General features: G+C 41.6%; 10 protein-coding genes. All 10 read right to left on the reverse strand.

The features are described from left to right. Positions 1–40 precede the first annotated feature (40 nt). Complete coding sequence (locus DWY07_RS08440) at positions 41–1,564, reverse strand: MATE family efflux transporter (RefSeq protein ID WP_117822688.1); 1,524 nt, start codon at positions 1,562–1,564, stop codon at positions 41–43. A 245-nt stretch (positions 1,565–1,809) separates the two neighbouring features. After that, positions 1,810–2,871 carry an electron transfer flavoprotein subunit alpha/FixB family protein gene (locus tag DWY07_RS08445; RefSeq protein WP_117807630.1) on the reverse strand — a complete coding sequence of 354 codons (1,062 nt, stop codon included), beginning with the start codon at positions 2,869–2,871 and terminating at the stop codon, positions 1,810–1,812. 27 nt (positions 2,872–2,898) lie between these two features. Next, positions 2,899–3,684 carry an electron transfer flavoprotein subunit beta/FixA family protein gene (locus DWY07_RS08450; protein ID WP_008400713.1) on the reverse strand — a complete coding sequence of 262 codons (786 nt, stop codon included), beginning with the start codon at positions 3,682–3,684 and terminating at the stop codon, positions 2,899–2,901. Positions 3,685–3,700: 16 nt separating this feature from the next. Beyond that, on the reverse strand, positions 3,701–4,867 hold the full coding sequence (locus DWY07_RS08455) for an acyl-CoA dehydrogenase (RefSeq protein WP_008400712.1): 1,167 nt from the start codon (positions 4,865–4,867) through the stop codon (positions 3,701–3,703). Positions 4,868–4,903: 36 nt separating this feature from the next. Next, positions 4,904–5,776: a 3-hydroxyacyl-CoA dehydrogenase NAD-binding domain-containing protein gene (locus DWY07_RS08460; RefSeq protein WP_117822690.1), complete on the reverse strand. Its 873-nt coding sequence runs from the start codon at positions 5,774–5,776 to the stop codon at positions 4,904–4,906. A 151-nt stretch (positions 5,777–5,927) separates the two neighbouring features. Continuing rightward, complete coding sequence (locus DWY07_RS08465) at positions 5,928–6,719, reverse strand: enoyl-CoA hydratase-related protein (RefSeq protein WP_008400710.1); 792 nt, start codon at positions 6,717–6,719, stop codon at positions 5,928–5,930. A gap of 49 nt (positions 6,720–6,768) precedes the next feature. After that, entirely contained in the window at positions 6,769–7,953 is a 1,185-nt protein-coding gene (locus DWY07_RS08470; protein ID WP_008400709.1) for an acetyl-CoA C-acetyltransferase, read from the reverse strand. Between the two features lie 217 nt (positions 7,954–8,170). After that, entirely contained in the window at positions 8,171–10,204 is a 2,034-nt protein-coding gene (locus DWY07_RS08475; RefSeq protein WP_117807632.1) for a YgiQ family radical SAM protein, read from the reverse strand. Positions 10,205–10,221: 17 nt separating this feature from the next. Then, positions 10,222–11,208 (reverse strand): rod shape-determining protein, encoded by a 987-nt coding sequence (locus DWY07_RS08480; RefSeq protein WP_021943771.1) that lies wholly within the window; start codon positions 11,206–11,208, stop codon positions 10,222–10,224. A gap of 226 nt (positions 11,209–11,434) precedes the next feature. After that, positions 11,435–14,977 carry a hypothetical protein gene (locus DWY07_RS08485; RefSeq protein WP_226801004.1) on the reverse strand — a complete coding sequence of 1,181 codons (3,543 nt, stop codon included), beginning with the start codon at positions 14,975–14,977 and terminating at the stop codon, positions 11,435–11,437. Between the last annotated feature and the right edge of the window lie 22 nt (positions 14,978–14,999).

Consider the following 14,999-nt stretch of genomic DNA (forward strand, 5'->3'; position numbering starts at 1 on the left):
TATAGAATATGCCATTTTATGACAAATGTTCTGCTTATACCTATACTGTTTTCACAGAATTCTTTAAAGGATCGATAATCTTCTTTTTTGTCTGTAACGCCATAGCGATCGAAAGAATAACACTGACAACCTCCGCAATCGGGAAGGACAACCATACCAGTTCCAGATTACGCGTAAATTTTGCAAATGCATAGGCAACCGGAAGCAGAACGATCAACTGTCTGGCAAGGGATACGATCAGACTGTACACACCTTTACCAAGTGCCTGGAACATACCGGAGCATACAATACAGCTTCCTGCAAACAGGAATGAAATACTCATCGTACGAAGTGCCGGAATACCAATCGCCATCATATCCTCCTGTGCATCGAATACCTTAAGGATCAATCCCGGAATTACCTGCATCGCAGTCAGACATAACAGCATGAAACAGATTGCAGCCATCATTGTATATTTAACAGCTTTGAGCATTCGATCCGGCTGTTTTGCTCCGTAATTATATGATACTATCGGGATCATACCATTATTTAGACCAAAAACCGGCATAAATGCCATGCTCTGTACTTTATAGAAAATACCAAACACTGAAACTGCGATCGGCGTAAATGTAAATAGAATACGGTTAAATCCATATGTCATTATCGAGCCTACCGCAACCATCGCAATAGAAGGAACTGCAATGGAAAGAATCCTTCCGATCACATCACCTTCCGGACGGAAGCCTTTCAATGATAACTGGATATCCGGATTCTTTTTCAGATTATAATAGATTGCAAGTAATGCCGCAATACACTGTCCGATAACCGTTGCTATTGCCGCACCTGCAGCACCCATTGCCGGAAGTCCAAAATATCCAAAGATCATAATCGGATCAAGTATAATATTGATAATAGCTCCAAGTGCCTGTGTCTTCATTGTGTAAAGCGTCCGACCTGTCGACTGTAACATACGTTCAAATGTCATCTGTGCAAAGATACCAAAGGAACAGATACAGCAGATACGTCCATAATCTACTCCATAATCAATGATCTTTGCAACATCCGTCTGACTCTTCATAAATGCTTCGATACCAAATAAACCGATCAATAAGAAAATTGCAAATCCAATAAGTTCCAGAAAGATTCCCTGCCCGGCTGCATCATTTGCTTTTTTCTGATTTTTTTCACCAAGGGATTTGGAGATCAATGCATTAAAACCGACACCGAGACCGGAGGTCACTCCGATCATAAGATTCTGTAACGGAAATATCGTCGATACTGCCGTCAGTGCATCCTGATCAAAATGCGATACAAAAACACTGTCGACTACATTATAAAGTGCCTGTACCAACATTGAAATTACCATTGGAAGTGATACTGAAATCAACAACTTCCCCATCGGCATGGTTCCCATCTTATTTTCTCTTGCAGTATTTTCTGTTCTGTTTTCTTCACACGCATCTGTCATTTTTACATTCTTACTGTCGTCTGTCAATTTTGTGTTGTCAGCTTCTGTTTTTAACAGCTGCTCTTCCTGGCTTAATTCTTCTCGTTTCAATTCTTCCTGTTTTTCATACTTACTCATTTGTCTCTTCAACCTTATTCTTCTTTTATCTAACTGTCATTTGTCTTTTTCACAACAGTATTTATCATACAGCATTGTTTTTATTGTTTCAACAGAAAAATATGTAATAGGACACACCCTTTTGTGCGTGAAAGAACATTCTCATGTTCTTTCATGCACCATCTCGCCTGTCGGCTCATTTACACACAAACTGCCGGGTATAAAACCCGGCAGTTCGAAATGTTCATTTTCAATTATAAACTGAATTACTTGTTAGCAAGCTCAGCCTTGATTGCTTCTGTAAGAGCAGGAACGATCTTGTTCAGATCTCCAACAACACCATAATCAGCTACATCAAAGATAGGAGCATCCTCATCCTTGTTGATAGCGATGATGATATCTGACTCTTCCATACCGGCTACATGCTGGATCGCACCTGAAATACCAATTGCGAAGTATACCTGTGGACGAACTGTCTTACCAGTCTGACCAACCTGAAGCTCCTTTGGCTTCCAGCCTGAATCTACAACTGCACGTGAGCATGATACCTGTCCGCCAAGAACTTCTGCAAGATCATCAAGAAGCTTGAAGTTCTCTGCTGAACCAACACCACGACCACCTGAAACAAGGATCTTAGCGTCCATGATATCTTTGATATCTGAAACAGCCTTTGAGATTTCAAGGATCTCAACATACTTGTTGTTTGGAGTAAATCCAGGATTGTACTCGATCACTTCTGCCTTCTTGCCAGCTACTCTGTCAAGCTTCTGCATAACGCCCGGACGTACTGTTGCCATCTGAGGACGATTATCAGGACATGCGATTGTAGCGATTGTGTTACCACCGAATGCAGGACGTGTCATAAGAAGCTGATTGTGCTTCTGCTCCTGATTTGGAAGTGCAACAAGAGGGAAATCACCGATTTCAAGTAATGTACAGTCTGCTGTAAGACCTGTAGCTACTCTTGCTGATACTGTAGGACCAAGATCACGGCCAATAGCCGTAGCACCAACTAAAACGATCTCTGGCTTGTACTCATTGATAACTGAAGCAAGTGCATGTGCATATGGCTCAGTTCTGTATTCTTTTAATTCTGGATCATCAACAACGATAACTCTGTCTGCACCGTACTCTGCAAGTTCGTCTACAAGACCCTTTACGTCGGAACCGATCAGGACTGCTGTAACCTTTTCATCAAGCTTATCTGCAAGTCTCTTTCCTTCACCGATCAATTCAAATGAAATACCACTTAACTTATTATCTACCTGCTGTGCAAAGACAAATACGCCTTTGTAGTTCTTCATATCTTCTGCGTTCATTGCGCCCATTTTATTCACCACTTTTCCTTTACTATATTAGATTACATGCTTATCTTTTAACTTGCCAACAATATAGCTAACTGCTTCATCTGGAGAATCAGGTACAACCTTCTCGCCTGCACCCTTTCTTACCTTATCGGAAGCCTTTGCAATCTTTGTTGGTGAACCTTTCAGACCAAGGTTTGAATCATCAACATCTACAAGGTCTGCTCTGCCAAGTGTTGTGATCTCTGCATTAACTGCATCGAAGATTCCACCTGGAGTCATGTATCTAGGCTCATTTAACTCTGAAAGTGCTGTTACAAGGCAAGGCATCTTAGCCTTTAACATATGATATCCATCATCATACTGACGCTTAACGATTACGGAATCTCCGTCAACCTTGATCTCCTGTGCATATGAAATAACTGGAATTCCAAGATGCTCAGCGATCTGTGGTCCAACCTGAGCTGTATCTCCATCGATAGCCTGACGACCTGTAATAATAAGATCATAATCAAGCTTTCTGAGTGCTCCTGCGATTGTTGTTGATGTAGCCCATGTATCAGCTCCACCAAGAACACGATCTGTTACAAGAACGCCCTTGTCAGCGCCCATAGCGATTGCTTCCTGAAGAACATCTGCAGCCTTTGGAAGACCCATTGTAAGAACTGTAACTTCTGCTCCATACTGATCCTTTAATCTAAGTGCAGCTTCAAGACCTGCCTTATCATCAGGGTTCATGATTGTAAGCATTGCTCCTCTGTTTAATGTACCATCTGGGTTAAACTGAACGCCACCCTTTGTATCAGGTACCTGCTTTATACAAACTATAACCTTCACGTTAAGTACCTCCTAATTATTTTAATAAGTTTGCAGAAATAACCATACGCTGAACTTCTGAAGTTCCTTCGTAGATTTCTGTAATCTTAGCATCACGCATCATACGTTCTACATCATACTCTTTGATATAACCATAACCACCGTGTAACTGTACACACTTTGTTGTTACTTCCATAGCTACTTCTGCAGCATACAGCTTAGCCATAGCAGCTTCTACAGAGTATGAAGTCTTGTGATCAGCCTGATACTGCTCTTTCTTCTTAGCTGCCTTGTATACCAGTAACTTAGCTGCTTCAACCTTTGTTGCAAGATCAGCAAGTACAAACTGAGTATTCTGGAACTGAGCGATTGAACGACCAAACTGCTTTCTTTCCTTAACATAGTCGATTGTGATATCAAGAGCACCCTCAGCAATACCAAGAGCCTGAGCTGCGATACCAATACGACCACCATCAAGTGTATGCATTGCAATACCAAATCCCTTGCCCTTCTGTCCGAGAAGTGCATCCTTAGGAATACGACAATCTGTGAAGATAAGTTCATATGTGGATGAACCACAGATACCCATCTTGTTTTCTTTTGTTCCGAATGTAAATCCCGGAGTGCCTTTTTCTACGATAAATGCTGAAATCTCTTTCTGCTTTCTACCACGTTTTTCAATTGTACCTGTAACTGCAATGATAATATATACATCTGCTTCTTTACCATTTGTAATGAAACACTTAGATCCGTTAAGAACCCACTCATCACCATCAAGAACAGCCTTTGTCTGCTGACCCTGTGCATCTGTACCAGCACCCGGCTCTGTAAGACCAAATGCGCCAAGCTTTCTACCGGAAGCAAGATCTGGGAGGTACTTAGCTTTCTGATCTGGTGTACCGTATGTCTGGATTGGATCTACACACAGAGATGTATGTGCGGAAACAATAACACCAGTAGTACCACAAACCTTTGAAAGTTCCTCAACACACATAACATATGTTAAAGGATCACAACCCTGTCCACCATCTTCCTTAGAAACAGGTATTCCTAAGAAACCATACTTTGCCATCTTCTCTACTGTCTCTCTAGGGAATCTGTGATTTTCATCAATTTCCTGAGCAAGAGGCTTTACTTCATTCTGCGCAAATTCTCTGAATAAGTTCTGCGCCATTTCATACTTCTTGTCTAAAGCGAAATCCATTCTATTTCTTCCTCCATAAATATATTTATCAGTCAATTACTGAGCATCAACTGGTGTCTTTGTGCGGTCAGCATTGTATACATAGAATCCCTTACCACTCTTAACACCAAGGTTGCCGCCACGTACCATCTTACGAAGTAATGGACATGCACGATACTTGCTGTCGCCTGTCTCGTTATAGAGTACATCCATAATAGCAAGACAGATATCAAGGCCAACGAAATCACCTAATTCAAGAGGTCCCATTGGATGATTTGCACCAAGTTTCATAGCTGAATCGATACCAGCGATATCTGACACACCTTCCATCTTGATAAATGCAGCTTCATTGATCATTGGGATCAGGATTCTGTTTACAACAAATCCGGCAGCTTCATTTACCTGTACAGGTGTCTTACCGATCTCTTCTGAGATCTTAACGATCTTATCAACAGTCTCTGCCGGTGTGTTAACACCTGCGATAACTTCGATAAGCTTCATTCTGTCAGCTGGATTGAAGAAGTGCATACCGATCATAGGACGGGTAAGACCATTTCCAATCTCAGTGATGGAAAGTGAAGATGTATTTGATGCAAATACACACTCTGGCTTGCAGATCTTGTCAAGCTCAGAAAATGTTGTCTTCTTAACTTCCATATTCTCGAAAGCAGCCTCTACGATAAGGTCACAATCTGCGCATAAGTCTTCCTTAAGACCTGGAGTGATGCTGGCAAGAATACCATCAACCTTCTCCTGTGTCATCTTTCCTTTTTCAACAAGTCTGGCATAACCTTTAGCGATCTTGTCCTTACCGCCTTCAGCCCATTCCTGCTTAATGTCGCAAAGTGCTACTTCATATCCATCAACCTGAGCGAATGCCTTAGCAATTCCCTGACCCATGGTTCCTGCACCAATAACGCCAACTTTCATTTTAATATCCTCCTAAAAATTATTTTTAAGCAAACATGAGAAATTCATATACGTTTCGTTTGACATGCTCACTTTGGTATATCAAACATTTAGGATGGTTGATTTCGATTTCAAAATAACCACCCTAAACATCAATATCAAGATTGTTGATTTATTTATTCTGGAAAGGAACAACCTTTAATTTCTTTTCCTTATCTTTCTCAAGGAAGTTGCCCATTCCTGCCTTCTGATCCTCTGTCTCGAAGCAATCGCCGAATAATTTCTCTTCTACAACGATTGCCTGATCCATATCAACCTGTAATCCATCATTGATTGCTTTCTTACAGTTACGAACTGCAATCGGAGCATTTGCTGCGATGATAGAAGCCATCTTCTTAGCTGCCGGTAATAACTCCTCTAATGGATACACAGCATTTACAAGACCGATTCTGTATGCTTCATCAGCTTTGATATTTCTTGCTGTGTAGATCAGCTGCTTTGCCATTCCTGCACCTACAAGACGGGCAAGTCTCTGGGTTCCACCAAATCCAGGTGTGATTCCAAGGCCAACTTCAGGCTGACCAAATACTGCGTTCTCAGAACAGATTCTGATATCACAGCTCATGGAGATCTCACATCCACCACCAAGTGCAAATCCATTTACGGCTGCGATTACAGGGATTGGGAATGTCTCGATCATGCGGAATACGTCATTACCCTTTTTACCGAAAGCTTCGCCTTCAGCCTTTGTAAGTGTTGACATCTCTCCGATATCTGCACCTGCTACAAATGATTTCTCTCCTGCACCGGTAAGTACAAGACATCTTGTTGTATTCAGATCAACAGCTTTGAATGTTGCATCCAGTTCTTCAAGAACTGTGCTGTTTAATGCGTTTAATGCCTTTGGACGATTAATAGTGATAACACCAACAAATCCGTCCTGTTCATATGTTACAAATTCCATCGTTTATCTCCTTATATAGAAATGTAATATGGTTTTTCAGCCGACCGGATTAGTCTTCGATCTTAACAACTGTTGAGCAGCCCATACCACCGCCGATACAAAGTGTAGCAAGACCTGTCTTAGCACCCTTTGCCTGCATCTCATGAAGAAGTGTAACAAGGATACGGCATCCTGAAGCTCCTACTGGATGTCCAAGTGCGATTGCACCACCATTTGGGTTAACCTGCTTGTCAACATCAAATCCAAGATCCTTAGCTACTGCAACTGACTGAGCTGCAAATGCTTCGTTTGCTTCGATGATATCGAAATCTTCGATCTTAAGACCTGTCTTAGCCATTACCTTCTTTGTTGAAGCAACTGGTCCGATACCCATGATAGATGGATCAACACCACCAAGAGCACCTGCTACCCATGTAGCCATTGGCTTAACACCAAGTTCTTTAGCCTTTTCTTCGCTCATAACAACGATAGCTGCTGCACCATCATTGATACCTGAAGCATTACCTGCTGTTACGAAACCATTTGGATTGATAGTTCTGAGTCTTGAAAGTGTCTCAACTGTTGTACCAGGTCTTGGTCCCTCATCCTTCTTGAACTCAACCATCTCTTTTTTCTTCTTAACCATAACTGGAACGATCTCTGCGTCAAATGCACCTGACTCCTGAGCTGCTACAGCCTTCTGCTGGCTCTTTGCTGCAAACTCATCAAGTTCTTCACGAGTAAGTCCCCACTGCTCACAGATGTTATCAGCAGTCTTGATCATATGGTAATCATTGAATGCATCCCAAAGAGCATCATGTACCATTGTATCTACAAGTTTACCATCATTCATTCTGTATCCGAAACGTCCCTGCATTACAGCATATGGAGCCATTGACATGTTTTCCATACCACCTGCTACAACGATATCAGCATCTCCTGCTTCGATCATCTGAGCAGCCATATTTACACAGTTCAGACCTGAACCACAAACAACGTTAACTGTAACAGCAGTTGTCTCAATTGGAAGACCAGCTTTGATTGATGCCTGACGTGCAACATTCTGTCCAAGACCTGCCTGGATTACACAACCCATATATACATGATCTACCTGATCTGCAGGAACTCCTGCTCTGTTTAAAGCTTCCTTGATAACGATTGAACCAAGTACTGGAGCTGGTGTTGTACTTAATGATCCGCCCATAGTACCGATAGCTGTACGGCATGCGCCTGCTAATACAATTTTCTTTGCCATAATAATGAAATCCTCCGTATTTTTTTATAATGTAAGTGTTATATCATGGTACATTCATGCTGTAAATGGCACAATAATGACCATTATTGACATAACAGCACACTTTCTGGCTACATTCTAGCACAAAAGAAAGTACCACGCAACCAAAAATGAAATGCACGCATTAGAAATCATTATTTTTTCATTTCTGGTTATTTTCTTAATTTTATATAAAATATCAGTGTTTTTTCTTTCCTGTTTTCTGTTTTTGATATTTTTTATCATTTTGTCCTGCAGGTTTTCCGGTTCTGCTGTTTCTGTTATCCTGCCCGAATTTATAACTTCCTGAATTTTTACCGGATTTATCCTGTTTTCTATGATTACTGTTCTTGTTATTCTGATTCCGTGTTGCCTGTCCTGACGGATTCTTTTTATGGACATCTTTATGTCCCGAAGTATTCCTATCCATCTTTCTTGGAGTTATCAGACAATGCTTTTCGAATCCGATCAGATCTGTCCGCCCCGCCTTTATCAGAGCTTCTTTTACCAGATCATAATTCTCCGGTCTTCTGTACTGGATCAGTGCACGCTGCATTGCCTTTTCATGTGGATCTCTCGCCACATATACCGGTTCCATCGTTCGCGGGTCTACCCCTGTGTAATACATACAGGTCGAGATTGTCGATGGTGTTGGATAAAAGTCCTGTACCTGCTCCGGCATATATCCGATATCACGGATGTATTCTGCCAGCGCGACTGCATCTTTTAAAGTAGAACCCGGATGTGATGACATCAGATACGGTACTGCATATTGTTTCAACCCATACTGTTCATTGATTTTCTCATATTTTTTTATAAATGTCTCATATACCTGATTGGATGGTTTTCCCATGTACTTCAGAACATTATCTGAGATATGCTCCGGTGCAACTCTTAACTGTCCACTGACATGATACTGGCAAAGCTCCCGTAAAAAGGTATCATCATGATCTGCAAGCAGATAATCAAATCGTATACCGGATCTTACAAATACCTTCTTCACACCGGGTATCTGTCTTAATTTACGGAGCAGTTCAACATAATCTTTATGACTGGCATTCAGGTTCTGACATGGTTTTGGAAACAGACATTGTTTATTCTGACACACACCATATTTCATCTGTTTTTCACAAGACGGATGTCTGAAATTCGCTGTAGGTCCTCCAACATCATGAATATATCCTTTAAACTCCGGATCTTTCGTCATGTGCTTTGCTTCTTCAATGATTGATTCATGGCTTCTGGTCTGAACAATCCTGCCCTGATGAAAAGTTAGTGCACAGAAGCTGCATCCGCCAAAGCATCCACGGTTGCTTGCCAGACTGAACTTCACCTCTGCTATAGCCGGGATTCCCCCATCCTTTTCATACATTGGATGATAGGTGTTCATGTAATCATACCCATATACGTCATCCATCTCCATCTGCGTGAGTGGATATGCCGCAGGATTCTGAACAACATATCCCCGGTTGCCATATCCTTCCACCAGCACTTTTCCGGAATATGGATCTGTATTGATATACTGTGTATAAAAGCTTTCTGCATATTTTAAACGATCTTCCTGAAGTGCTGCATAATCAGGCAGGATCACCGGAGCTTCTACACCGGACAGATCTTTTGTCTTGTAGACTGTGCCTCTGATAAATGTGATATCCCTGACATCTATTCCGCTGTCTAACGCATCTGCAATCTCAACCATGCTGTGTTCGCCCATGCCATAGGAAATCAGATCTGCCTGTGAATCGATCAGAATTGAATGCTTTAATTTGTTCGACCAGTAATCATAGTGTGCAAGTCTTCTGAGACTTGCTTCAATCCCACCAATAATGATCGGAACATCCTTATACGTTCTACGGATCAGATTGCAATATACCACTGTTGCATAATCCGGTCTCAGCCCCATCTTTCCACCGGGAGAATAGGAATCCATACTTCTGTGTTTTTTTGAAACAGTATAATGATTGACCATAGAATCCATATTGCCACCGGAAACCAGAAAACCAAGTCTTGGTCTGCCGAATACATCTATACTCTTATCATCTTTCCAATCCGGCTGTGGAATCATACAGATCTTATATCCATGTGCTTCCAAAACTCTGCTGATAATTGCCGGACCAAAAGAAGGATGGTCCACATAAGCGTCTCCGGTAATAAACACAAAGTCCGGCTGTTCCCATCCTCTTTCTATCATATCTTTTTTATTCACCGGCAGAAAATTATGTGTATTTGTCATTTTCTTTTCTCTGCTTTCTATGCTTCTTCTTTTCTTGCTGCAATATCAACCGACATACCGGCACCAAGTGCAACTGCTTCTAACGCTTTATCCGAAACATACGTATCAATTCCCGTTTTTTCCTTGATCAGCTTATCCATTCCATACATCAGGCTGCCACCACCGGTCAGAACAATTCCATTTACCGATATATCCGCGACCAGCTCCGGCGGAGCCGTCTCAAGTACCCCATGAATTGCCGTCAAAATATGAGAAGTTGTATCTGCAAATGCTTCTATTGTCTCATTTGCGGTGATCGTGATCGCCTTTGGAAGTCCCTTGATCAGATCTCTTCCCTTTACAACATAGGTGATGTCCTCCGGCCTCTCATAGACCGATCCTACCGCTATCTTTGCTTTCTCCGCAGTCTGTTCTCCGATCAGAAGATTATACTTTCTTCTGATATAACGGATCATCGATGCATTGTAATCATCACCCGCTGCTTTGATCGACTGACTTTCAACTGCTCCACCAAGTGATATAACCGCAATATCCGTTGTACCTCCTCCGATATCTACGACCATATTTCCTTTCGCTTCTTCAATATCAACAGCAGCACCGATTGCTGCCGCAAGCGGTTCTTCCATAACATAGACACTTTTTGCACCCGTCCTGTAGACCGCATCCTCGACCGCTCTTCGTTCAACCTCCGTTACCCCACTCGGAACGCAGACACAGATTTTCGGTCTGCCAACTCCGGTCCGTTTCTCCATCGCGCTACGAATAAATACTTTTAACATTCGCTCTGTAACGGTATAATCTGAAACAACTCCCTTTACAAGCGGTCTTACGACCTCGATTGACTCCGGTGTCTTCCCGATCATCTTCTTCGCTTTATTTCCAATCGCAATAATGCGCTTTGAGTTTTTTTCATATGCTACAACAGATGGCTGGTTGATGACTACTCCACGACCTTTAACATATACCAGCACATTTGAGGTTCCCAAATCTACTCCAATATCCATACTATCTTATATCTCCTTAAAGTTAACAACTATAAGAAACAAATTTTTGTTTGTTTCTAAAGTTATCGCGGCAGTTGTCAAAATCTACTTTAAATACAAATCTTGCCTCATCACCGCACAAAAAAGTGCCAAGTTTACAATAATAAATATTATAAACATTGGCACCATTTTTTTCAACCAAAATATAAGCTGGAAAATACAATCATACGACTGCTATTTTTCTTTCTTATTTTATATCCGTCTTCATAACTTTCTTTGCTTCTGCATTTCTTGCATCTGCACGTTCGATTGCTTCATCGATAGCTGTCAATAATCTGTCAATATTACCAGATTCCATTGCCATAAGTACATTTTTAATATTGCCATCAATACCATCTTCATACTTATAACCTTTTTCAATGATATATTCTTTGGCAATGACGATCAAATCTTCTTCCTTGATCTGATCGAAATATACTCTGTTATTGAAACTTCTCGCCTGTGTCATATTATCTGCAAGCATCTTGCTGAGTGCAACTTTTTCACCGGTAAGAATAACTTTTACATCATTCTTTTCTGTGGAACAAAGATCAACCATTTCTTTGAAACGCTCCGGTGTGATCAATCCGGCACTCTCAACGATCAGGCAGCCACCCTTCAGTTTTGTAACTGCACCTGCAAGTTTACCACTGTTGATTACTTTTGCCTTTACTTTTGCCTTTGCAGGAGATGTACAGAAGCCAAGGTCATAATAGCACTCTGCAAAATCTTCTCCGATTTTGGCAGAACCAAATCCATGTAATCCAAGGATTACCAGGTTCTTTGACCTCTTTGGATCAACCTTCATAGCCTGAAGAACATTTACAATCTGTGCTCCCGCAGGATTTACACACAGATATTTATACAGATATTTTGCTTCTGCAGGTAATGCTTTCTTCATTTCCTGATTGATCTCACTCTGTTCTGCTTCTACAGCAGCTTCATCTGTTGCTTCTAATGAAACATCAATCTTTGCAGCTTCATCCAGTTTTCCGGCTTTCAAGAGTTCCGCCTGTTTTCTTGCTTCCTCTTCCTTCTTAACTGCTTTTTCAAGCACTTTTGCTGCCGCTGCAGCTCTGCTTGTAACTTCTTCTAACTGCTTCTTTGTACTGATCTCTTCTTTTAACAGAGAATCAAGATCATGTTTCTTCTTTTCTTCTGCTTTCTTAACTGCTTCTTCATCTGCAGCTTTTCTAGCTACAATACGTTCTGCCTGTTCCGTCTTAAGATCCGCAATCTTCTTCTTTAATTCTTCTTCTTTCTTCTTTGCAGCATCCAGCAACTTCTTTGCAGCTTCTTCTGCCTTCTTCCGGGAATCAGCAGCTTCTTTTTCTGCCGTCATTGCAGCAGACTGAACCTTTTCAAGTTCTGCAGCCTCTCCTGTTGCATATTTTTCTTCCTCATCTGCAAGGAATTTCTCATGCGCATCATCTCTGGCTTTCTTTTCTTTTTCCAGATTATCTTTACCATCTGCTGCAGTCTTTTCGGCATTCTGGATCTCAACTTCTTCTTCGATCTTAGCCTTTTCCAGAATCTGTTCAGCTTCTTCCTCTGCATTTTCAGCCTTTGAAAGCAGATCTTCCGCTTCAACTACCGACTTCTTTGCAGCATCCAAAGCCTGCTGTGCCTCTGCCTTTGCAGCCTTGAAGGATTCTACATTCTTCTTTGTTTCTGCAATATCTGCATTTGTAGTCTTCTTCTCTTCATTAAGCGTATCAATTTCAGACTGATGCTTCTTCTTATCAGCCTCGCCCTTGGAAATTCTGGTTTCAGCCGCTGCCTTTGCAGATCTTGCCTCCTCCAGTTTCTTTAATGCTTCTGCTTCTTTTGCTTCTGCATCCTTTAAAGCTTTCTTTGCTGTATCTATTGCTTTTGCTGCGGAATCATTATTGTTCATTGCAGTCTTTAACTTGGTCTCACTTTCAGCAAGTTTATTTTCAAGTCCTGCAAGCGCCTTCAATGACTCAGATTCCATCTCAGTTGTATTCTTAAGATTTGATGTTGCCTCTTCTTCTGCTTTCTTTGAATCTGTAAAGATAACGCCAGCGCGCTGCTTGTTCTGTTCTGCATCATCCATCAGCTTCTTAGCTTTGTCATTCTGCTTTTCTTTCTTCTTCTTAGCAGCTTCAATTGCTTTCTTCTTATCTTCCTCAAGCTTGGTTGATGATGTTTCAGCATCTTTACATGCTTTCGCATATTCAGCTTCATGCTTCTCGATATTTGCCTTCTTTGCATCTGCCAGCTTCTTGATCGCTGCATCTGCAACAGCCTGCGCATCATTGATGATCTTTGTCTTAATGGTTTCAGGATCGCATTCCTTTAATACCTTATCAGACTCATTCTGTGCCTTTTTGTTTGTATCCTCAATCTCTTTCTTGATCGAAGTTACCTTTGAATCCAGCTCTGCATCTTCTTTTGCAAGGAGTTCTTCATCTGCCTTCTTCTTTGCATCAAATTCAGCCTTTACCTTGTCATCATAAGCAGCCTTCTTCTTTGCACATTCTTCCAGTTGAAGTTTTAATTCTTTTTCTTCTTTCTCTGAATCTGCAATGGTCTTCTGAGCGGTCTCAACAACATTCTTTGCGTCCTGTGCTTTCCGTTCAGCCAGTTCGATTGCCTGCTTCTTCTTTGTTTCAGCCTCGATCTTTGCTTTTTCTACAGCAGCTTTCTTGCGGGCTTCCTCTACTTTCTTACGGTTTTCTTCTTCTGCAGCTTTACGCTTGGCTTCTTCCTCTGCTTTCTTCTTAGCTTCCTCTTCTGCCTTCTTCTTAGCTTCCTCTTCTGCTTTCTTCCTAGCTTCCTCTTCTGCCTTGATCCGTGCTGCTTCTTCTTCACTTGTCTCATCTATATTTGACAGATTCTTAATGCCGGCACCAAGGAAATCATCATCATCGTCATCATCATCTATATCATACATGGACGAAACATCAGATGCGTTTTTGTTTCTGTCAGGTAAAATACTGAACAAGTCGCCATTTTTATCATTACCCTTTGGTGTCTTTACTTCTTTTACCTCAACATTCTTTCCTGGTGTCCATTCTGCATCATCTGCAGCAACAGAAGACATATCATCCTCATCAAAACGTACAGAATCATCTGTAAGTGTCTGTTTCTCTGTTTCACCAACTTTACTAGGTGAAAGGGAATCATCCACCTTACCTTTAATATTTAATGAAGCACCAAGGCCACTGCCTGCGTCCTCTGTTTTTCCGGACAATCCGCCTTCTGAAGGTGCACTGCCAAGTCCGCCACCAAGTCCGCTTCCTAAACCGCTGCCAAGTCCGCCACCGAGACCTTCTCCCAGTCCGCTTCCTAAACCGCCGCCAAGGCCGCCAAGGCCTTCATCGGCAATACCACCAAGGTTAAGACTGATTTTCGGCATTTTCTGCTTGTCATTCTTATCCTCTGTCTTTGCTTCTTTTGCTTCACCCTCTGCCTCTTTATTTGTATCTGGCTTATTAGTTTCTGCTTCGTTGTTCTCTGTCTCTTCAGGCTTATCCTCATGAACAATACCCAATGCTTCTTCTCTCTTACGTCGTTTCTTCTCCTCAATACGCGCAAGTTCTTCAGCAGACAAAGTCTTATATTGGCTCTTGCTTCCACTATCTGAAGACTTCTTTTTATTACTGCTCAGATTTTTCAGTGCCTGCTCTTCTTCCAGTCTCTTCTGCTTTGCAGCTTCAGCGGCTCTTTCTTTTTCAAGCTGTGCCTTTATCGCAGCAATCATAGCTTCTGTTTGATCTACAGCCAATTTGTACGCCTCCTTCCACATT

This window comes from Clostridium sp. AF23-6LB, from assembly GCF_003461085.1.
In the GTDB taxonomy this organism is placed as follows: Bacteria; Bacillota; Clostridia; order Lachnospirales; family Lachnospiraceae; genus Coprococcus; species Coprococcus ammoniilyticus.